This is a genomic window from Steroidobacter sp. (genome assembly GCF_036406195.1).
In the GTDB taxonomy this organism is placed as follows: Bacteria; Pseudomonadota; Gammaproteobacteria; order Steroidobacterales; family Steroidobacteraceae; genus Steroidobacter.
This window is the reverse complement of sequence record NZ_DASWVW010000007.1, coordinates 61,840-83,081: the sequence shown is the minus strand read 5'-3', so window position 1 is coordinate 83,081 and position 21,242 is coordinate 61,840. Positions and strand designations below refer to the sequence as shown.

The window sequence follows — 21,242 nt, the reverse complement described above, 5'->3', positions numbered from 1 at the left end:
CCATCACCCTCGGAATACCGCGGCCGGCATGCGAGCCGATGCAGGTTGGAGGCGGGAATGCTGGCGATGACTACTAAGGATGAGTTGCAGAAATTCAAGAAGGGCCAGCTTCGAGAGCTACCCTCCTGCAAATTTTATCGGGGGCACGGACCTGCCCGAGTGGCCCGACCTGTTGCTCGGGCCGCGCTTCCCGATATCATTCGCCGCTTTGTTCGGGCACGTCCCGGGTTACCGACGAGAACAGATGGGCGATAAGGCACTCAAGATCGAAGCACGACGATCGAGCATTCACGGCACCGGGGTTTATGTCGTCGCGCCCATTCGCGCCGGCGAGACCATCGTGGAGGTCGTCGGTGAACGTATATCCAGTGGAGAGTCGGACCGTCGCTATCGGGAAAGGGACAGCGACCCCAGTCACACGTTCATGTTCTACGTGGATGAAGACACCGTGATCGACTGCGGGGTCGACGGCAATGTCTCCCGCTTCATCAACCATAGCTGCGAGCCGAACTGCGAAGCCGTCGATGATGACGGCCGGATCTTCGTGGAGGCGCTGCGCGACATCCAGGTAGGCGAGGAACTGGTCTACGACTATCGCCTCACCTGGGAGAGCAGCGACGATCCCGAGGATCTGAAGGTCTACCGGTGCCGGTGCGGAACGCGGTCGTGCCGGGGAACGATGCTGGACGTGGAACCGCTGCCGGCAGCCAGCTAGTGCGTACAGAGCGCCGATGGCCGCGGGCCGCCTTTGCCTGTCGGCCCTACACCTCGAAGTAGACGACTCCTGAGCTTTTCCTCTAGCGCTCGCGCCGATCGACAATACGCTTGGCTTTGCCCGCGGAGCGTTCGATCAAGCCGGGTGCCACGAGATTGATCTCGACGCTGATGCCGATCATGGCCTTGATGCGGTGTCTGAGCTCCCGGCCGGCGGTGTCCGTGTCCGCCGCCGGGTGGTGTTCCACATGCACCGTCAGTTCATCGAGGTGACGTACGCGGGCGATCTCCAAATAGTAGTGTGGCGTCAGGCCCTGGCATTGCAGGAGCAATTCCTCGATCTGACTGGGGAACACATTGACGCCACGGATGATGAGCATGTCGTCGGAGCGCCCGGTGATCTTGGCCATGCGGCGCATCGAGCGCGACGTCGGCGGCAGCAGCGCGGTCAGGTCGCGCGTTCGATAGCGCACGACTGGCAATGCTTGTTTGGTGAGCGAGGTGAACACCAGCTCGCCGGGTTGGCCGTCTTCGAGAACCTGGCCGGTTTGCGGATCGATGATCTCGGGATAAAAGTGATCTTCCCAGATGCACGGACCATCCTTGCTTTCGATACATTCCTGAGCCACGCCCGGGCCCATCACTTCCGACAAGCCATAGATGTCCACGGCGTCCAGGTCGAACTGTTGCTCGATGGCAGCGCGCATCGCGTCGGTCCAGGGTTCCGCGCCGAAGATGCCGATTTGCAGCGATGAGGCGCGGGGATCGAGCCCCTGGCGCACGAATTCATCGGCGATGGCCAGCATGTAGGAGGGCGTTACCATGATGACGCGAGGCTTGAAGTCCTGGATCAGCTGGACTTGTTTCTCGGTCTGGCCGCCTGACATGGGAATGACGGTGCAGCCGAGTTTCTCCGCGCCGTAGTGTGCACCGAGGCCGCCGGTAAACAGGCCGTAGCCATACGCCACGTGGACTATATCGCCGGGGCGGCCGCCCGCGGCGCGAATCGAACGGGCGACCAGGCTGGCCCAGTTCTCGATGTCTTCGGCGGTATAGCCGACAACCGTGGGCTTACCCGTCGTACCCGAGGACGCATGCACGCGCACGACACGCTCGCGGGGCACGGCAAACAGGCCGAATGGATACTCGGTACGAAAGTCCTGTTTGGTGAGAAACGGAAAGTGCCGTAGATCGTCGAGGGTACGAAGGTCGCCCGGATGCACGCCGGCCGCATCGAAACTGCGCCGGTAGTGCGGCACGTTGGCATAGGCATGCTGCAGCGTCCATCGCAATCGCTGTAGCTGCAAGGCCCGCAACTCGTCGATTGACGCGCGCTCGATCGGCTCCAGCATTTGCTGGCGTATGTTGACCACCCCCACGATCGAATCCCCCGATTCAGAAGTCGTGCGATTCCACCGCACTCCAGCGCCCGAGTCTTGGCGTTCAGCGCAGCGCGCTTGTACGAGGCTGCAGTCGCGGCGCTCGGGAGGCTCAGCCAGCCGGAAAAGCGGCCCCGGGTTGCGCGCTGGTACAAACCGGCTGCACCGTTTGCCAATACGCACCTGCGGTTCGAGCTAACAATTCTCGCCAGCGATCCAATGGGGGGAGACAGTCATGGCGCGGACGTTCGAAATGACGATCAACGGTCAGCGTGTGCCCGCTGACAGTTACGTGGAGATCAAAAACCCGGCGAATCGTAGCCTCGTAGGTCTTTGCCCGATCGGCACTCGTGAGCATCTGGAAGCAGCCGTGGCTGCTGCGAAGCAAGCCTTCGTATCCTGGCGCGCAGTCAGCGACGAGCGTAGAGCCGAGGCTTGCCGAGCCATCGCGGCCACGCTCATCGAGCACACGCCGGAGCTGGCCACCTTACTGACCCAGGAGCAGGGCAAGCCGCTGAAAGGCTTGGGATCGGAGTTCGAGTTGGGCGGCTGCGTGGGCTGGACCAGCTTCGTCGCCGGACAATCCTTGCCGGTGAAGGTGCTCGAGGACGGCCCGAAGAGCCGGATCGAACAGCACCGTATGCCGATCGGGGTGGTGGGTTCCATCACGCCCTGGAACTGGCCGTTGATGATTGCGATCTGGCACATCATTCCGGCGGTTCGTACCGGCAATACCGTGGTCATCAAGCCCTCGCCGTTCACCCCGCTGGGCACGCTGCGCATGATCGAGCTGATCAGTGCGGTGCTGCCTCCCGGTGTGGTGAACGTCGTGACGGGGGAGGATCAGTTGGGCGCGGAACTGAGCTCGCATCCGGATGTGGGCAAGATCGTTTTCACCGGCTCCATTCCCACGGGCAAGAAAGTCATGGCCAGCGCGGCGGCGTCCTTGAAGGCGCTGACGCTCGAGCTTGGTGGCAATGACGCGGCCATCGTGCTGCCCGATGCCGACGTGGAACGGCTCGCCGAGGGCCTGTTCTGGGGCGCCTTCATCAACTCGGGCCAGACCTGCGGCGCACTCAAGCGCCTGTATGTGCACGATCGCGTATTCGATCGTACTTGCGCCGCGCTTGCCAATTTCGCCAGCAGGATTCCGATGGGTGATGGCTCGGAGCCCGGCAATCTGCTCGGCCCGCTGCAGAACGAGCGCCAGTATCGGCGCGTGATCGAGCTGGTCGAGGATGCCAAATCGCACGGCGGCCGCACGTTGTTGGGTGGCACGCCGCTGGCAGGGGAAGGATATTTCTATCCCATCACGCTGGTCACCGATGTCGAAGACGGTACGCGGCTGGTGGATGAGGAGCAGTTCGGTCCGGCGCTGCCGATCGTGCGTTACTCCGATCTGGACGATGCGATCCAGCGGGCCAACGGCACGCAGTTCGGGCTGTGCGCCTCCGTGTGGGGCTCGGATCGCAAGACGTTGCGGGAGGTGGCCGAGAGACTCGAGGCGGGTACCGTGTTCATCAACAAGCACGCCGAGATCGCGCCGCACGTGCCCTTCGGCGGAATCAAACAATCGGGCCTCGGCGTGGAGTTCGGGCAGGAAGGCATCGAGGCGTACACGACGATCAAGATCATCAACGAGCCCGTTTGATGCTTCGGGTTGGGGCGTCCACGCGTTGTATCTGCATCGGTCGCGAGCAAGAGATGATTCGATAGGAACGGTTGGCAGCCGGCTATAAAGTCTATGTGGGGCGCGAGCAGTTGCCGTCCGCTGTATGTCGAGCATCGTTTATAAATGGGAGGGTGGTCAAATGAGTCACAATCGAGCGCGTCTGGTTCGTGTAAGTGTCTGTGCCGTGCTGGCCAACGCCGCCGTGGGCGTGGGCAGCGTCTGGGCTCAATCGCCAGATCGGGCGGTTCTGGAAGAAGTGACGGTCACTGCCCAGAAGCGCGAGCAGGCACTGCAGGATGTCGGTATCTCGGTAGCCGCTTTCAGTGGTGACCAGATGGACCGGCTCGGCATGGACAACACGACGGCCATTGCTTCGCAGGTGCCGGCACTGCGCATTTCGACGTTCTCGCCTGGATTGACCATCTTCAGCTTGCGCGGCGTCTCGCAGAACAATTTCCAGGACAACCTCGAAGCGCCGGTGGCGGTGTACATGGACGGTGCGTATGTCGCGACCATGAATGCCATCAACGCCCAGATGTTCGACATGGAACGCGTGGAAGTGCTGCGCGGTCCGCAGGGTACTCTGTTCGGTAGAAACGCCACCGGCGGTCTCGTCCATTTCATCACGCGGCGCGCCGATGAGGATGATCTCAATGGTTACGCTGAAGTGAGCTTCTCGGAGTTCGCCACTCGCAGCGCCGAAGCTGCGCTTGGCGGTGGCTTCTCGGATGCCGTGCGTGGTCGTCTGGCGGCTCGCTTCGAAGAATCCGATGGCTACATCGAGCCGGGCACGGCCTTCGGCGTGCGGGCCACGGGAGGCCGGGCCGCAGGGGCGGATGGTTATGCAGTGCGTGGGTCGATTCAGGCCGATCTCAGCGAGCGAGTTCTTCTCGATGTGACTGGGGCCTACTCTCGGGATGACGATGTGCCCACGGGCCAATATGTGGTGACGCTTGCTGGCTTCGACCCCAACACGGGCCTGGGAGCGTTCAACAACGCCGTGGATCCTGCCGATCCGGACGCGGGTCCGGTCGCCAACTTCACTCGCACACCGATCACCGGGAGTGGCTGGCGCCACTGGTCCAACGAGTTCACCGGCTTCGACCGCGAGGTGAAATCGTTGAACGTGCAGCTGACCGCGGATCTGTCGGATGACGTGCAGCTGGTCTCGATCACGAACGGCATGCAGATGGACAAGTCGTACCTCGAGGATGCCGGCGGCGGATTCGGCTATTTCCCTTATCGGACCGAGAACGACTACGAACAGTGGTCGCAAGAGATCCGTCTCAGCGGGGGCACGGAGCCGCTGCGCTGGCAGATCGGTGGGTACTACCTGGATATGACGGCTGACACGACGCAGTCGGTCGCAGGCGCGCTGATCCTTGGCGGAACCAGCGACGCCCAGATCATGACGACGTTCGGTAAGGTGCGCTCGAAGAACTGGTCGGCCTTCGGTCAGGTGGAGTACGACATCGCGCCGCAGTGGACGGTCATTGGCGGCTTGCGCTGGTCGCAGGACGACAAGAGCCTGGACATGAGCCGGTTCTACGAGGACTCGCTCAACGCCATTCCGCGGCAGCTGGTGTTCGACATCCGCGATAGCGGCGTGCCAGGCATCGATGACATAGACTACGGCGACTATGCCGCGCGCGCCCAGCTGAACTGGAAGGCTCAGGAAGACGTGCTGGTGTTCCTGGCGTACAACCGCGGAATCAAGGGCGGCAACTGGTCGTTGGACCCGCTGGGCGGCGTGGCCATCGAGAACCTGAAGCACGACTCGGAAAAACTCAACTCGTATGAGTTGGGCATCAAGGCCGATCTGCTCGACAGCCAGCTGCGAGTGAACGCTACGGCGTTCTACTACGACTACAAGGACTATCAGGCGTTCTCGCTGTTGGGCGTCACGCCGCAGGTGTCGAATTCGGATGCCGAGGCGAAGGGCGGTGAGATCGAGATCACGGCCACGCCGTTCGTCGGGCTGACGCTGTCGCTGGGCGCTGCGTTCATCGATTCCGAAGTGGACGCAGTGCCGGACGTGTTCGGTGGCACCGTGCGCGCCGAGCTGCCGCTCGCGCCAGCGACCAGCGTGAATGTGCTTGCGCAGTACGAATGGCCCATGTTCGGCGGCTTGATGGCGCTGCAGTTGGATGGTCGATGGACCGATGACCAGTTCCTCGAAGGCACCAATTCGGAAGTCTCGGCCGAGCCCGCGTATTCGGTGTGGAATGGCAGCCTGCAGTACCGCACTGCCAATGACCGTGTGCGTGCCAGCGTATGGGTGAAGAACTTCACGGACGAGGAGTATCGCCTCTACAACCTCGATCTCGGATTGCTCGGCTTCATCGAGCAGGTTTACGGGCCGCCTCGGCAGGCGGGCATCACGCTCTCGTACCATTTCAACTGAGCGTACCACCGGTCGGTCGGCGTGCGCCTACAGGGGCGCAACTCAAACCGCGTGCCGGGCGGCGGCACGCGGTTGACCGAGCGGAAAGTCGCGGGCAGTATACTTGCAAATTCAAGTAACGCCGTCCGCGCTCCGGGAACTTCATGAGTACCGACATCCATCCGCAACGGGTCGTCATCACTGGCGGCAGTTCCGGTATCGGCGCCGCCACTTGCCAGGCGCTGCTCGCGGCAGGCTACGAGGTGATCAACGTTTCCCGCCGGCCTGCCAACATTCAATCGCCTCGGCTGCGCTCGGTGTCCGTGGATCTGACCGACGCGGCGGCCACGCGAGAGGTCCTGTTCGATCTGGCCAGGGAAACGCCGGCCACGACGTTGATTCATTGTGCCGGCGTGACGCGTGAGAAAGTGCTGGAGGAGGCGAGCCTCGAGGATCTCGATGCGTTGGCTCGCCTGCATCTGGGTGCCGCTCTGTCGCTGGTGCAAGCCAACTTGCAGGCCATGAAAGCGGCGCATTTCGGACGTATCGTCCTGGTATCGACCCGCGCGGTGCTTGGACTGGCGAAGCGCACGGTGTACTCGGCAACCAAAGCTGGCATGATCAGCCTGGCTCGCACCTGGGCGCTGGAGCTCGCCCCGCATGGCATTACTGCCAACGTCGTGGCTCCGGGTCCCATCGCCGACACCGAAATGTTTCATCAGATCATTCCACGCGACAGCGCCAAGTTCGATGCCGTCACCAAGTCGATTCCGGTAGGTCGTGCCGGCGTGCCGGCGGATGTGGCGCGCGCCATCCTGTTCTTCGCCAGCGCCGATGCCTCGTTTATTACGGGCCAGACGCTGTTTGTCTGTGGTGGCACGTCCGTGGGGAGCATCAGCTTTTGAGCGTGGCCGAGCACGTGTATGGGGACGTGGTTGTTACCGCGCCCATCACTGTACCTTACGTGCGTCATTCGCTTCGCTCGGCCCACTGGTTTGCGGCCAAGGCGCTGTCGGCGCTGTTGCAGGCTTCGGGTATTCGTAAAGATCAGATCGACGGATTGTGTGTCGGCAGCTTCACGCTCGCGCCGGATACTACTGTCGGGTTGACACAGCACCTCGGTCTCAGCGTGCGCTGGCTGGATCATCTGCCGATCGGCGGTATGAGCGGCATCACGGCGCTGCGCCGCGCGCTACGGGCGGTACAGTGTGGCGATGCGGAGGTCGTCGCGTGCATCGGTGCAGATACCAATCACGTCGATTCATTTCGCATGAGCCTTGGCAGCTTCAGTGTGTTTGCCCGCGACGCCGTGTTTCCCTACGGCTCCGGCGGACCGAACGCAAGCTTCGCCTTTCTCACGTCCTACTACATGCGAACTTTCGGTGCGACGGCTGAAGACTTCGGCAAGCTCTGCGTCGCGCAGCGCCAGAACGCGCTCACGTTTCCGCATGCGTTGTTCAAGAAGCCGCTGACCATGGAGGACTATCTGACCGCGCGGCCGATTGCCGATCCGCTGCGCCTGTTCGATTGCGTGATGCCGTGTGCTGGGGCAGAAGGGTTTCTGGTGATGAGTCGCAAACGCGCCGAGGCGCTCGGCTTGCCGTACGTGCGTGTGTTATCGACCTGCGAGCGCTATAACGCTTTCGCCGACGATCCGATTCAGATGCGGGGCGGGTGGGTTCTGGATCGCGATCGCCTTTATGCCGATGCCGGCATCGAGCCGGCCGACATCGATCTGGTGCAGACCTATGACGATTATCCGGTGATGTCGCTGATTCAGCTCGAAGACCTGGGCTTCTGCGCCAAGGGCGAGGGACCGGCCTTCGTCAGGCAGCATGAATTCACGAGCACGGGCTCGTTTCCGCTGAACACCAGCGGCGGACAATTGTCGGTGGGGCAGGCGGGCTGCGCCGGCGGGTTTCTCGGTCTGGTCGAAGCCATTCGTCAGTTGAGCGGGCAAAACCTTGCGCGGGCCGTGCCTGACGCGCGCATCGCATTGGCGCTCGGGTTTGGCATGATCACTTACGACCGCGGCCTGTGCTCCGGGGCGGCCATCCTGGGCCGGAGCGATCTATGATTCCGCCACTGCAACGACCCAAACGGAAGAATCCGATTCTGCGAACGCGCCAGGCGGTGCTGCCGCCGGGTTCGCGCTCGCGAGCTGCATTGGGTCTCACCGCGGCGGCGGCACTTGGAAGATTCGAGCTGCAAGTGTGTGCTGCCTGCAAGGCGGTGCAGTATCCGCCGCGCGAGATATGTCACAACTGTTTGGGTGAAAAGTTGCTCTGGACCGAGCAAGACGGCGCCGGCGAGCTGTTGGCAGCGACGGCCGTGCACGTCAGTCATGATTTGTTTTTTCGGGAGCGAGCGCCTTGGCAACTGGCGATGGTTCGTTTGGATTGCGGGCCAACGGTTGTCGCGCATTTGCACGCAGAATGTCCGCCCGCGCCCGCGCGTGTTCGAGTTGGTGCGCGGCTGGACAAGGCAGGGCAAGGCGTATTGGTGGCGTTCCCGCTCAACGAGGTCACGAACATGGCAGATGATCGCCAGCTGCGCGAAATGACATGCGACCCGCGCTTTCGCAAAGTGCTCATCACCGACGGTAAGACGGCGCTCGGGCAGGCCTTGGCGAAGGCGCTCGTGAAGGCCGGCGCCGACATCGTGTGGGTCGGGCAAGCCGAACCATGGAAGAAATCGCCGGGACTCGATGCGCTCACCGCCGAGCCGAAGGTCACGGTGGTGCCGCTGGACGTCACCGACTCCCGATCGGTCGCGCAGCTGGCCGGTGAGATCGGCGGCCGCGTCGACATTCTGATCAACAACGCCGAAGTTCATCGCTCGCAAGGAATCGCCAGTCGCTCGGGAGTCGATGTCGCGCGAGCGGAGATGGATGTGAATTATTTCGGTCTGCTGCGCCTGGCGCAGGAGTTCGGCCCGGCGCTCAGAGGTCGCAGCGCGGACGGTCAGTCGAGCGCGACTGCATGGGTCAACATTCTGTCGGTGTTCGCGCTCAGCAATTTCCCCGCGCACGGCACCTTCTCAGCGTCCAAGGCGGCGGCGTTGTCGTTGTCACAATGTTTGCGTGCGGAGATGCGGCCGGCGGGTCTGCGCGTCATCAATGCCTTCCCCGGGCCGATCGATGACGAATGGAACCAGACATTGCCACCGCCGAAGCTCACGCCGGAAGCCCTGGCCAAGGCCGTGGTCGGCGCGCTATGCGACGGAGTGGAAGATATTTATCCCGGTGAGGTGGCGCAGGAGTGGCTGGCGCGCTGGCGGGAGAATCCCAAGGTGCTGGAGCGCGAGCTTGCGCTTTGATCGTCAGGAGTTCCCCATGACCGATACACTTGCCGCGCTGGTTCAGGGGTTGCTCACCAGGCGCATCGAGGTCGTCGATCTCACTCAGACGCTCGCGCCGGAGTTCCCGCAAATCGTATTGCCGCCGGAATTCGGTCAGTGCTGGCCCTTTCGGATCGAAGAAGTGTCTCGCTACGACGAGCGCGGCCCGGGCTGGTACTGGAACAACTTTTCGTGCGGGGAGCACACCGGCACGCATTTCGATGCGCCCATCCATTGGATCTCCGGCCGCGATCTGCCGAACAACGCGACCGACAGCGTGCCCGTCCAGCAACTGGTCGGCGCTGCATGTGTAGTCGATTGTTCCAAACAAGCGGCCGAGGACGCCGACTACCTGTTGACGGTCGATGACCTGCGCGCATGGGAGCAGCAGCACGGACGCATTCCGGCGCGCTCCTGGGTGCTGATGCGCACCGACTGGTCGAAGCGGACCGATCCGGTGGACTATCAGAACTTCGACGAGACCGGTCAACATACGCCGGGACCGAGCGTGGAGGCCGTCAGGTTTCTGATCGAGGAGCGGGACATCATCGGCTTCGGGTCCGAGGCAATCGGCACCGATGCGGGCCAGGCATTTCACTTGCGGCCGCCCTATCCCTGTCACTCGATGATGCACGGCGCGGGGCGCTATGGATTGCAGTGCTTGACCAACCTCGATGTCTTGCCGGCGACCGGCGCGGTGATCTTCGCGGCGCCGCTGAAGATCAAGAACGGTTCGGGTAGTCCGCTGCGCGTTCTCGCTCTCGTCGCAAGAGGCTAGCTCACGCCGGCGCGAGCGCGCTCGCTATGACGAGCTTGCCGCGGCACCGGTGGAATGTGCCGGCCGAAAGTGCCAATCGACACTGCCATCACTACCACGACGGCGGCGATACCGCCGAAGAATGGCGCGACCCCGCCGCCCGGAGTTGACACTAAAGCGCCGGCAAACGCGCTGAGGATGCCGCCCAGGCGCCCCACACCCAAGGCCGCGCCCACGCCAGTGGCTCGAGCCGATGTCGGATAGGCGTGGGCCGAGACGGAATACAGGCCGGTTTGTACGCCCAGGATGGCCGCACCAATGCCCGCCATGATGATCAACAACGCAGTGAGATCGCTGGGATCGAACAGGGCGCGTTGGAATGTAGCGAGCGTGATGGCGAGCAGCGCCCCCATGACACTGAAGGCGAGCAGCACCTTGCGCGAACCGATGCGATTCATGCCGCTCGCCATGACGAACGCACCCAGCACTCCGCCGAGATTGACGACGAGCGCGCAGCGCAAGGCGATGGGCATCGGCAAGCCGACACCCGACAGCACCGTGGGCAGCCAGTTGAACAGGGCATACACGCCGAAAATACTGGCCAGGAACGACATCCACAGCAGCAACGTGTCGGCCCGATAGCCCGGCGCGAACAGCGCGCCCAGTCCTTCCCGACGTTTATCGAGCGCCTGCTCCGCGATCACGAAGGTATCGTGCGCATGGTAGCGATCGGTGTGACTGAGGCGATTGAGCAATTGAGCGAGCTCACCGCTGCGCTTGGCATGGCGAGCGAGATACCGTGGAGATTCCGGCATCCACAACCACATGGCCAGCGCGAGCAGCAGGGGTAGCAGGGCGCCCGCCATGAACACCGAGCGCCAGCCGAAGGTCGGCAGCAGATGGGCCGCGACTTCGGCACCGACCATGCCGCCGATGGGAACGCCGACGATGGTGCTGGTCACCAACAGGTTGCGTACCACCAAGGGCGCGAACTCGACCATGAGCGAGGTGGCGTTCGGCAAGCTGCCTCCCAGCCCCAGCCCGGTAATGAAACGAAATAACGCGAGCTCGCCCGGTGTGCGTGCGTATGCGCTCAATAATGCGCCTGCTGCGACGACCATCATGGACACGATGAGAGCGGTGCGACGTCCCCAGCTGTCGCCGAGCCGGCCGATGAACATTGCACCCGCGGCCATGCCCACCAGTGCCGCGGCGAGCACCGGAGAAAGCTCGGCCCGCGTGATGCCCCATTCGCCGAGCAGCGCGGGTGCAACGAACCCGACGGCCTGGATGTCGAAACCGTCGAACACCAGGGTCAACAGCGTGAAGAGGAATACGTGCAGGGACACGCCGCGAAATTCGCAACCATCGATGACCTGAGTGACCGGGACGCTGGCGGCAGGCGGTGCGATGGCGGATTCGGTCATGCAGCTGAACCTCGAATGGCGGGCCGGGCGCCGCTGAGGTTGCGACAGTTTTAAGCCCGAAACAATACCCGCGGGAGCCGCCTGCCTGCCGAAAACTTGAACAATCAGCAATTCAGCGGCGCGGCTCGCTGGCGGCGCCGGCCTACGGTGCGGCGGCTTTCAGCGGCTCGCGCCTGGGCGCGCGTCTCAGGGTGAGCAGGCTACTCTCCAGATTCCCGAGCAGTGCATTCAGCGTCTCGATGTCATCGACGGAGAACGGAGCCGTCACCTTTTCGTACACATCGGCGGCTACCTTTCTCACCAGACTCAGGCTCTTGCGCCCTCGAGCGGTGATACTCACTTCGGTCACGCGCTGGTCGGAGAGTCTCGCCCCGGTGCGAACCAGGCCTTCCTCTTCCATGCGCCGCACCACCTTGAGCAGCGTCGGCAGCTTCATTACGGCAAGCTCGGCAATCAGGCCCATCGCGGCGGGATCGTGCTCGTTCAGAATCATGAGCACGCGCCATCGCGGCTGGTCCATGCCGCGCGGCTTCAGCTCGCGATCCAGGCATTCGGTGTACAGCGCTGCCACCCGGCTGAGGCGGTAGAAGGGATAGTCGGCGATCTGGAACGTCTCACTGGCGGGGCTGGTGCGGGCGCGGGCGGAGTCCGTGGAAGCGCGAGGTCGGGAGGTTGGCATGGTTCCTCAATGATGCCGGGACGGCGCCCGGTTCGGGCCCGCCAGGTTGTCTGCAGGCGCAACGGCCGCGAGCATTATGGCAGGTCCGGAAGACCCCATGGCAACCGGCCGCGTTCCTGTGTATAACTTGAAGAATAAAATGCTCTGGATACCAAGCTGCCTCGAGGCGGCTGGTCGGTCGGCCTCGGCGCCGGCCAATTCCGACACACGGGGGTGGGGTCGCCAGATATGTATCACCGCTATCCAATAGCGTTGCGTGAACGGCACGAGCGCTTCGACGTGTTCCAGGGGCTCGTCACGCAACTGTTCTGTCCCATGCAGATGGACATGGAACGGGGGATGCGAGAGTCCTTCAGCGCGAATCTGGAAACCGTCGCGCTCGAAACCACCCACATCGTCCGGGTGTCCACCAGTGCACTGGTCGTGCGCCGCCGCTCGGAGGACATCGCGCGCATCGACGATCCTCCTTATCTGGTGAAGTTTCAGATGAAGGGGGAGTCGTTGTGGAGTCAGCGGGGCCGCGAGGTCCATCTCAGGCCCGGCGACTTTGTCATCGCCTCGACCGCCGAACCCTATTCGCTGACCTTCAAGAACTACTACGAAATGCCGGTGCTGGTGGTGCCTCGCTCGGTCATGCGCCGCCTGACCCCCGAGCCCGATCGATTCCTCGGCTTCAAGCTGTCCGGCGAGGATGCCGACTGCGGCTTGTTGAGCAGCTTCGTCGGCCAGGCGGTGGCGCGCATGAGTCAATTGTCGGGGCACATGGCGCGGCGCGTGGAGGTGAACATCCTCGACTTGCTCGGCGGGGTGCTCAGCGAGCGCGCGCAGCGCGGGCCGCTGACCCGGGCCCAGCAGCTGGCTCAGATCAAACAATATATCGCCGATCATCTGCACGATCGGGAACTGACGCCCGCGTCGATCGCGGCCCACTTCGGGCTCAGCACCCGGTCGGTGCATGCGATCTTCGAGTCCGAGGAGCTTTCGATCGGCAAGTACATCCGCAAGCTGCGCGTGGAAGGCTGTCGCAAAGCGGTCGAGAGCGCGGAATCCGGGCGTTGGTCGCTGACCGATCTGGCGCTGGTGTGGGGCTTTTACGATCTTTCCCACATGACGAGGTGCTTTCGAGAAGAGTACGGCGCGCCTCCGGGAAAATTCGTGCCACGCTCGCGGACCGCTTGATTCCGCCAAGCGGTCCGCCGCAGATGCACGGTGGTACATGCCGCCTTCGCTCTGTGCCAAGTTCGCGTGGTAACGTTCGCCTACACTCCTCATGACTGCAATTGCAAACAACGAGGCTGAAGCCTCCAGCTTGCGCAGGCATCCTGCGCATGCGCCATTGGATCGCGAGGTTGGGCAGTGAAAGATGGTCGCAGCGGGCGCAACTACGCCCGATTCTTGATGCCGGTTCTGCTGTTCGCGCAATTTCTTGGCGTGGCAGCCGCGGCCGAAGTGGCGGTGGACCCGCTGGCGGTGACGCAACTGCCGGAACGGCCGAGCCCGCACTGGGTGTGGGTGAACGACATCGTCTTCCACCACATGGCGGACGGGAAGGCATTCCTGGTCGACGGCGACAGCGGTTCCATGCTCGGCATGCTCAGCACCGGCTTCGGTTTCGGCGGTGTGATACGGCCCAAGAACACACCGGTCATCTACGCACCCGAGACCTATTTCTCCAGAGGGACGCGCGGCACGCGGACCGACGTGGTCACCATTTACGATGGCCGCACCCTCATGCCTCTGTCTGAAATCGAGATCCCGCCGAAGCGAGTGTCGGCGATCCCCGAGCTCGCCTTTGCGCGCCTCAGCGATGACGAGCGTTTCCTGTGGATCTACAACTTCACGCCGGCTCAATCCGTGACAGTCGTCGATACGGCGGCACGCAAGACCGCTGGCGAGATCGAAATTGCCGGCTGCGCGCTGATCTATCCGACCGGGCCGCGCGGGTTCTTCTCTCTGTGCAGCGACGCCACGCTGTTGCAAGTACAGACCGATGACAGCGGCCAGGCCGTTACCAAGACTCGCACCAAGCCGCTGTTCAAAGTCTCGGAGGATCCGGTCACGGAGAAAGCCGTGCGCGATGGCTCGACGTGGCTGTTCACCACGTTTTCAGGCACGGTGCTGCCCATCGATGGCTCCGGGAAAGTTCCCCAGGCCCGGCCGACATGGTCTCTGCTCGATGATGCCGCTCGCAAGGAATCCTGGCTGCCCGGGGGCATTCAACACCTGGCCCTGCACGAGCCGACGCGTCGTCTTTATAGTTTGATGCACGTCGGTGGCGCGGACACGCACAAGGATCCGGGCACCGAGGTCTGGGTCTATGACGTTGCCAAGCGCAAGCGCATTCAACGTATCGTGCTGCAGGACATGGCGACCTCGATCGCCGTGACCCAGGACGCCGAACCGCTGTTGTTCACCACGTTCATCGGTGCCGCCAAGGTCATGGTCTACGACGCCAACTCCGGCGAGCATCGGCGCACGATCGAGGAGATCGGTTTCACTCCTACCACGCTCGTGACTTACTGAGACGCGGCCATGTTCGCTTTGGAACCACTCGTACAAGCGACCATCACGAGCGGCTTGGCGCTCCTGTTCGTCAACGCCGCCGTACACAAGGTGCGCGACCTGTCCCGCTTTCGAGAGACCTTGAATCGCTATGACTTGTTGCCGCGTGTGCTCGTTCCAGTCGCGGCGGCGTTGATCATCGCCGCAGAGATCGCGGTGGTCGTCGCCGCGTTCATGCCAGCAGGCCGGCCATTTGCTGCGGCTTCCGGGGCTGCGCTGTTGTTGCTGTATGCCGCGGCAATGAGCATCAACCTGCGGCGTGGGCGAGTGCTGATGGATTGCGGTTGTGGTGGAGTCAGCGAGCGGCAACCGCTCGAGTGGTGGATGGTACGACGCAATCTGCTGCTTGCCGCGGTGGCACTCGTTGCGACATTGCCGGTATCCGCACGAGAGCTTGGCTGGTCCGATTTGTTTGTCATGAGTTGTGCAACGGCGTCGGCGGCGGGGTTGTACCTCGCACATGCAACGCTGGCCGTCGCTCGTAGCCGGGTGGGGAGGTAAGCCATGTCGGGTGCTGCGTGGACCGTGATCGGTGTGCTGTGGCTGGTGGTCGTGGGGCTGATTTTTGTCGTGGTGGCACTGGCACGGCAGGTGGGGATTCTGCACGAGCGCATTCGACCGGCCGGTGCTTTGCATATTGCCAAGGGGTTGAAGGTCGGCGAGTCCGCGCCGGTGATCGAGACGCCGGACATCACCGGGCGGCCCCAGCGTATTGGCGTGACCAACCCGAACGGCCGCTCGACGCTGATCGCATTCGTCTCGCCCACCTGTCCCGTGTGCAAATCCTTGCTGCCGGTTCTGCGCTCCATGCGTAGAAGCGAGCGCGCCAATGTGGATGTCATTCTCGCCAGCGATGGCGCCGCGGACGAGCATCAGGCCTTCATCGCCGCCGAGTCGCTCGAGGAGTTTCCGTATGTCCTGTCCGAACAACTCGGCATGACGTATGGAGCCAGCAAGCTTCCTTACGCGGTGTTGCTCGATAGCAATGGTGTCGTTCGCGCGAATGGATTGGTGAATACCCGCGAACACCTCGAAAGCTTGTTCGAGGCGCAGGCGCTTGGAGTCGCGAACATTCAAGAGTTCGCGGCCCGCAAGCAACGTGATGTCGCATGAGAACGCTATGAACCGATACGACAGATTGATTGAACGCTGGAGCCGGTCCCTGGCCAAGGGTGTCTCTCGCCGCAGCATCGTGCGTTCGCTCGGGACGCTGCTGGTCGGCGGGGCCGCGATGCCGCTGTTGCCGGTGGCTCGCGGCCAGGAGTCAGCCAACGCGCCGAACGATGGGGATTCGACATCGTGTGACTACTGGCGCTACTGCGCGATCGACGGCTTTCTATGCGCCTGCTGCGGTGGCTCGGTGACGACGTGTCCTCCCGGCACCGAAGCAGCGCCGATCACCTGGGTGGGAACGTGCCGCCATGCGACGGACGGCAAGGACTACATCATTTCTTACAACGATTGCTGCGGTAAGAGCAGCTGCGGGCGGTGTAGTTGCGTTCGCAACGAACGGGATCGGCCCACCTACGTGCCATACCTCTCCAATGACTATAACTGGTGCGTCGGCAGCAACTCGAACGTCGCGTACCACTGCACGGTCTCGCGCATCGTTGGCATTGCCGAGGGCTGAGATGAAGGCGCGCCTGGTCGCAGCGTTGCTCATTGGATCACTCGCAGCTACTGCGGCTGCGGGCGACCAGGTCGACCGCCGGGCGCATGAAGATTACCTTCTGCACTGCATGGGCTGTCACGGCGAGCAGGGGCGCGGACTTGCCGGCAAGGTGCCCTCGTTTCCAGACGATCTCGGACGCCTGCTCACGTCGCCCGGCGGGCGGGAGTTCATCCAGCGCGTGCCGGGCGTTACTCAGTCGGCGCTCCCTTCCGATCGGCTCGCGGCAGTGCTCAATTGGATCGTGCGTAATTTCACGCCAGCTGGCGTGAGCGAGCGGATTGCTCCATTCACCGCGGCCGAAGTCGAACGGCTGCGCACCCAAACGCTCATGGAAGTAGCACGCGAACGGCCCGAGCTGTAAGCCAGCGTCGCGCTGCGCGCTCGATCGAGCTTCGCGCCACTCTACCGATGTGCCTCGAGTTCCGCGGTTGTCGCGGAACCGCCTCTTCCTGTCGCTGTAGTCAATTGCCTGGTGGCACCAGGTCATCTGCAGGGTTGGTGCGCGGGAAATGCTGGAAATAAAGCCTCGAACAGAGATAGTTGACAAGTAAAGTAATCGTCCATAGCATCGAATGGCGCGTTTGTTTCAGCGTGGCTGGCGCAGGCGTGAGGGGCGCGACCGAGTGGGCGCGGGGGTCGACTTGGATGAGCAACATCAACAGCAAACTCTCGCCGCGTATGCCATGGAGCGCCTTCGATGCCACGTCACTGGCATATGGCGCCAATGACTTTTTGCACGTGATCCCGGGCGAGAATGCGGCGCCGGTGACGTTGACTTACCGCGAAGCACGGGATCAGGTCGACAGTCTCAGTTCACGGCTTCATGCCGCCGGGTTCGCGCCTGGTCATCGCGTGGCGCTCGCACTCGACAATACCGCCGCGTTCTTCCTGTATTTCCTCGCACTGAATCGCATCGGGTGCAGCATCGTTCCGATCAACGCAACCATGAGCCGGGAGGAGTTGCGTTATGTGCTGGCGCACGCGGACATATCCGCCGTGTTTACGCACTCAGGGCACGTGCGGGCGCTGGGCGAGGCGGTGCCGTCGAATTGCCCGTTGGTCGACATAGAAAACGTCGCAGGCCCTTTTGCCGCGCCTCATGGTGCTCCCAGCGCTAGATTGGATGAAGCCGCGCTGCTTTATACCTCCGGCACGACGGGAACGCCGAAGGGCTGTGTTCTGAACGACAGCTACTTCCGCCAGATCGGTGCTCATTACATCGGGCTCGGAGGGTACTGTCAGTTCCGCATGGGCGAGGAACGCTTGCTCACGCCGCTGCCTGTGACCCATATGAACGCGCTGGCTTGTTCCTTCATGGCCATGCTGCTGACCGGCGGATGTTTGATTCAATTGGATCGCTTCCATCCCTCGTCGTGGTGGCGCACGGTGCGTGGATCCCGGGCCACCTGCTTCCATTACCTGGGAGTGATGCCGGCCATGCTGCTGGGCGCGCCGCCGGCGGCGGAGGACGATGTTTCTTCGCAGGTGCGCTTTGCATTCGGCGCGGGCGTGGATCCGAAACATCACGCTGCCTTCGAGCGGCGCTTCGGTGTGCCATTGATCGAAGCGTGGGCCATGACGGAAACCGGCGGCGGCGCCTGGATTACCGCAAATGTCGACCCGCGCCACGTGGGTGAGCGTTGTTTCGGGCTGCCGCCCGAGGGGCTGGAGTGGCGGATCGTTCAGGAATCGGGCGAGGACGCCGAGCACGGCGAGCCAGGAGAGTTATGGGTACGCCGCGCGGGTGATCAGCCAAGGCTGGGTTTCTTCGACGGCTACTACAAGGACGAGCAGGCCAGCGCCGCAGCTTGGGCGGAAGGTTGGTTTCACACCGGCGATATCGTGCGTCGGGGCCCGGACGGCAGTTTCTTCTTCGTGGATCGGCTGAAGAACATCATTCGACGCAGCGGCGAGAACATCGCCGCCGTGGAAGTCGAGAGCGTGCTGATGCAGTCGAACATGATTCGCGCCTGCGCGGTGACAGCGGTGCCCGATGAAATGCGCGGAGAAGAAGTGTTCGCTTTCGTTGTGACGAAGGACACGGGCAGCGAGGCTTCGCAGGCGGACCGACTACAGAGGCATTGCCTCGAACACTTGGTCTATTTCAAGGCGCCGGGCTACATCGCCTTCGTGCCCGACTTGCCACAGACCGCGTCTCAAAAGGTCGCTCGCGGCGAGGTCAAACGGCTGGCGGCTCAATATCTCAGCAGTGGCAAGGCGATCGATCTGCGCCAGGGCAAGAAGCGCTCGGCGCAGCGCTCGTGATGATTGGTTTGGATCGGCAGGTAATGTTTTCGCGAGGATCCCTTTATGGGCAAATACGCGGACGATAACGCACGCATCAGCTCGCTCATCCGTCCCGACGAGGTTCATCGGGATGTTTATTGCGATCAGGAGCTGTTCGAGCTCGAAATGCAGCGCCTCTGGGGGCGCGCATGGATTTACGTGGGCCATGATAGTCAGGTCCCCAAGCCGGGGGACTACTACACGGCGGACATCGCTGGTCAGCCCGTCGTCATGGTTCGCGCGGCCGACGGCGCAGTCCATGTGCTGCTGAACCGCTGCGCTCACAAGGGCGCGAAGGTGGTGAGTACAAGCTCCGGGAACTGCCGGGGGCAGCTGCGCTGTCCGTATCACGGCTGGACATTTCGCACCGACGGCTCGCTACGCACGGTGCCGCTGAAGGCCGGATACAACGACACCGGGTTTGCGGAGTCGAATGCCGCCAAGGGCATGACTCGACTGGATAGCGCGAGTCATCGCGGCTTTGTGTTCACACGCCTGAGCAAGGACGGTCCGTCCTTTCATGAATACTTCGGCGACTCGTTGTCCTCCATCGACAACATGGCGGATCGATCGCCGGAAGGTAAGCTCGAAGTGACCGGCGGCGTGTTGCGCTACATGCACAACTGCAACTGGAAAATGTTCATCGAGAATCTCAACGACACCATGCACCCCATGGTTGCGCATGAGTCCTCGGCCGGCACGGCTCGCGATCTGTGGAAAGGGCAGCCGCCGGAGACCCCGGTGCCGATGGTCATCGAGCAGTTCGTGCCGTTCGTTTCGAGCTATGAGTTCTTCGACCGCATGGGCGTGCAGATCTACGACAACGGGCACAGCTACACCGGAGTGAACTTCTCCATTCATTCCAAGTACTCCAGCGTGCCCGAGTACGAGCGGCAGATGGAGCAGGCGTATGGCTCCGAGCGTGCGCACGCGATTCTTGGCGAGGCGCGTCACAACACGGTCTACTACCCCAGCCTGACGATCAAGGGCGCCATTCAAACGATTCGAGTCGTGCGCCCGTTGGCGGTCGACAAGACGCTGATCGAAAGCTACACGCTGCGCCTGGTGGGCGCACCGGATGAGCTGTTGGCCCGTAGCGTCCTGTACACGCGGCTCATCAACGCCCCCACGTCGGTCGTCGGTCACGATGACCTGCATTGTTATCGCGCCATCCAGGAAGGTCTCGCCGCCAATGCGAACCCGTGGGTGAGCTTGCATAGAGACTACAAGCCCTCCGAGCAGACTGGTATCGCGGGACGCTACAACGGCACCAGCGAGATCTCCATGCGAGGGCAGTTCCGAGCCTGGCTGGCGGCCATGACACGCACCGAGGGCACGAAATGAGCGCCATACCTCACGATGGGATGCTGATCGACTTCGTCTATCACGAAGCGCGGCTGCTCGACGAGAAGCGGCTCGACGAGTGGTATGAGCTATTCACCGAGGATGGCCTGTACTGGATGCCATTGACACGGGGGCAGACGGAAGGGCGCACGCAAACGTCGCTATTCCACGAGGATCGGCTGTTGCTGAGCGTGCGCATCAAGCGGCTGAGCAGCCCCAATGCGTTCTCGCAGAACGAGCCGAGTTGGTGTCAACACGTGCTGCAGGCGCCGCGCATCGAGTCGAGGGACGACGCTGCTGGCACCTGGGTGCTGCGCACTCCTTTCATGTATCTGGAAGTGCAACGCGATGATCAGCAGGTCTATGCCGGCGTGGCCTGGCACCATCTGAAGATGCAGGACGGGCAACTGCGCATGCAGATGAAGAAGATCGATCTGCTCAACCGGGAGTCCGCGCTGCCGTCGCTTCAGCTCCTGCTCTGACCCAATCCGCCGCGTCAGCAATGCGGATCGGATGAGTGGTTGGAGCAGCTGCGCTGTTGGAGTTGTTTCGGGGCCGACCGGAGCTGGCGCCTGAGTTGGTGCAGACGGTGCTGCGCGTCCAACTGCCGCGCTACGCCGACGCGCGCATTCACGCGGCTGATCTCACGGAGATACGACCCGTGGAGTATCGCGCGGATCTTGTGGTGCTGCCGCCCAGCGGGCGTTACAAGAAATGCTGCCAGCGAACTACGAATATCAAAGTGATTTTGCGCGGAAATACTATGGCCAGGGAAAGACCGAAGGTAGTCGTGAGAGGCTGATCAGTCTCATCGCCAAGCTGCTGAGCCTGCGCTTCGGCCCGCTCGATGAAGCGACGCTATCGCGCATTGCCGCCACACCCAGCGCCGAACTGGAGAAGGTTGCCGAACGTTTGCTAAGCGCACCCACACTCGATGCCACGCTGGGTATCGCTGCCGATCAGCCCCAGGTCAACACGCCCGAATGATCGACGCACGAGGGTCTGAACTTCTTCGCGCGGCAACGTAA

20 protein-coding genes are annotated in these 21,242 nt (G+C 62.7%); 17 read left to right on the top strand and 3 right to left on the bottom strand.

Annotated elements, in window-relative coordinates; translation table 11 throughout:
* Nucleotides 1-244: 244 nt before the first annotated feature.
* Nucleotides 245-715, top strand: coding sequence for an SET domain-containing protein (locus VGE08_RS02470; RefSeq protein WP_331066266.1), 471 nt, complete (start codon nucleotides 245-247; stop codon nucleotides 713-715).
* Nucleotides 716-797: 82 nt separating this feature from the next.
* Here the strand turns inward: VGE08_RS02470 and paaK are convergent, their stop codons facing one another.
* The gene (paaK, locus tag VGE08_RS02465) at nucleotides 798-2,066 is read right to left on the bottom strand and encodes a phenylacetate--CoA ligase PaaK (RefSeq protein WP_349258600.1); all 1,269 of its coding nucleotides are present in this window, start codon (nucleotides 2,064-2,066) and stop codon (nucleotides 798-800) included.
* Nucleotides 2,067-2,328: 262 nt separating this feature from the next.
* Between paaK and VGE08_RS02460 the strand changes: the two genes are divergently transcribed.
* The 6 genes from VGE08_RS02460 to VGE08_RS02435 all read left to right on the top strand — a co-directional run bounded on the left by VGE08_RS02460 (nucleotide 2,329) and on the right by VGE08_RS02435 (nucleotide 10,265).
* Nucleotides 2,329-3,744: an aldehyde dehydrogenase family protein gene (locus VGE08_RS02460; protein ID WP_331066264.1), complete on the top strand. Its 1,416-nt coding sequence runs from the start codon at nucleotides 2,329-2,331 to the stop codon at nucleotides 3,742-3,744.
* Nucleotides 3,745-3,904: 160 nt separating this feature from the next.
* A complete protein-coding gene (locus tag VGE08_RS02455; RefSeq protein WP_331066263.1) occupies nucleotides 3,905-6,169 on the top strand; it encodes a TonB-dependent receptor in 2,265 nt (754 codons plus the stop codon).
* A 143-nt stretch (nucleotides 6,170-6,312) separates the two neighbouring features.
* Nucleotides 6,313-7,053 carry an SDR family NAD(P)-dependent oxidoreductase gene (locus VGE08_RS02450; protein WP_331066262.1) on the top strand — a complete coding sequence of 247 codons (741 nt, stop codon included), beginning with the start codon at nucleotides 6,313-6,315 and terminating at the stop codon, nucleotides 7,051-7,053.
* Complete coding sequence (locus tag VGE08_RS02445) at nucleotides 7,050-8,225, top strand: thiolase family protein (RefSeq protein WP_414717441.1); 1,176 nt, start codon at nucleotides 7,050-7,052, stop codon at nucleotides 8,223-8,225. The genes VGE08_RS02450 and VGE08_RS02445 overlap by 4 nt, the downstream gene beginning before the upstream one ends.
* The gene (locus VGE08_RS02440; RefSeq protein WP_331066260.1) at nucleotides 8,222-9,466 is read left to right on the top strand and encodes an SDR family NAD(P)-dependent oxidoreductase; all 1,245 of its coding nucleotides are present in this window, start codon (nucleotides 8,222-8,224) and stop codon (nucleotides 9,464-9,466) included. The genes VGE08_RS02445 and VGE08_RS02440 overlap by 4 nt, the downstream gene beginning before the upstream one ends.
* Before the next feature lie 16 nt (nucleotides 9,467-9,482).
* A complete protein-coding gene (locus VGE08_RS02435) occupies nucleotides 9,483-10,265 on the top strand; it encodes a cyclase family protein (protein ID WP_331066259.1) in 783 nt (260 codons plus the stop codon).
* Here VGE08_RS02435 and VGE08_RS02430 read toward each other — a convergent pair.
* Nucleotides 10,262-11,671, bottom strand: a complete 1,410-nt coding sequence (locus tag VGE08_RS02430) for an MFS transporter (RefSeq protein ID WP_331066258.1) — start codon at nucleotides 11,669-11,671, stop codon at nucleotides 10,262-10,264. The genes VGE08_RS02435 and VGE08_RS02430 overlap by 4 nt on opposite strands.
* Nucleotides 11,672-11,813: 142 nt before the next feature.
* Entirely contained in the window at nucleotides 11,814-12,350 is a 537-nt protein-coding gene (locus VGE08_RS02425) for a MarR family winged helix-turn-helix transcriptional regulator (protein ID WP_331066257.1), read from the bottom strand.
* A 252-nt stretch (nucleotides 12,351-12,602) separates the two neighbouring features.
* Here VGE08_RS02425 and VGE08_RS02420 point away from each other — a divergent pair, with 252 nt between their 5' ends.
* From VGE08_RS02420 to VGE08_RS02375, 10 genes are all read left to right on the top strand, one after another.
* Nucleotides 12,603-13,529: a helix-turn-helix domain-containing protein gene (locus tag VGE08_RS02420; protein ID WP_331066256.1), complete on the top strand. Its 927-nt coding sequence runs from the start codon at nucleotides 12,603-12,605 to the stop codon at nucleotides 13,527-13,529.
* Nucleotides 13,530-13,706: 177 nt separating this feature from the next.
* Nucleotides 13,707-14,873, top strand: coding sequence for an amine dehydrogenase large subunit (locus VGE08_RS02415; protein ID WP_331066255.1), 1,167 nt, complete (start codon nucleotides 13,707-13,709; stop codon nucleotides 14,871-14,873).
* 9 nt (nucleotides 14,874-14,882) lie between these two features.
* Nucleotides 14,883-15,413 carry a MauE/DoxX family redox-associated membrane protein gene (locus VGE08_RS02410; RefSeq protein WP_331066254.1) on the top strand — a complete coding sequence of 177 codons (531 nt, stop codon included), beginning with the start codon at nucleotides 14,883-14,885 and terminating at the stop codon, nucleotides 15,411-15,413.
* Nucleotides 15,414-15,416: 3 nt separating this feature from the next.
* A complete protein-coding gene (mauD, locus tag VGE08_RS02405) occupies nucleotides 15,417-16,025 on the top strand; it encodes a methylamine dehydrogenase accessory protein MauD (RefSeq protein WP_331066253.1) in 609 nt (202 codons plus the stop codon).
* A 7-nt stretch (nucleotides 16,026-16,032) separates the two neighbouring features.
* Nucleotides 16,033-16,542 (top strand): methylamine dehydrogenase light chain, encoded by a 510-nt coding sequence (locus VGE08_RS02400; RefSeq protein ID WP_331066252.1) that lies wholly within the window; start codon nucleotides 16,033-16,035, stop codon nucleotides 16,540-16,542.
* A gap of 1 nt (nucleotide 16,543) precedes the next feature.
* Nucleotides 16,544-16,945, top strand: coding sequence for a hypothetical protein (locus VGE08_RS02395; RefSeq protein WP_331066251.1), 402 nt, complete (start codon nucleotides 16,544-16,546; stop codon nucleotides 16,943-16,945).
* A 284-nt stretch (nucleotides 16,946-17,229) separates the two neighbouring features.
* Complete coding sequence (locus VGE08_RS02390) at nucleotides 17,230-18,849, top strand: AMP-binding protein (RefSeq protein ID WP_331066250.1); 1,620 nt, start codon at nucleotides 17,230-17,232, stop codon at nucleotides 18,847-18,849.
* Between the two features lie 45 nt (nucleotides 18,850-18,894).
* Nucleotides 18,895-20,214 (top strand): aromatic ring-hydroxylating dioxygenase subunit alpha, encoded by a 1,320-nt coding sequence (locus VGE08_RS02385; RefSeq protein ID WP_331066249.1) that lies wholly within the window; start codon nucleotides 18,895-18,897, stop codon nucleotides 20,212-20,214.
* Complete coding sequence (locus VGE08_RS02380) at nucleotides 20,211-20,696, top strand: aromatic-ring-hydroxylating dioxygenase subunit beta (protein WP_331066248.1); 486 nt, start codon at nucleotides 20,211-20,213, stop codon at nucleotides 20,694-20,696. Before VGE08_RS02385 ends, VGE08_RS02380 begins: the two co-directional genes overlap by 4 nt.
* A 232-nt stretch (nucleotides 20,697-20,928) precedes the next feature.
* Complete coding sequence (locus tag VGE08_RS02375; protein ID WP_331066247.1) at nucleotides 20,929-21,201, top strand: DUF4351 domain-containing protein; 273 nt, start codon at nucleotides 20,929-20,931, stop codon at nucleotides 21,199-21,201.
* The last annotated feature ends 41 nt before the right edge of the window (nucleotides 21,202-21,242 follow it).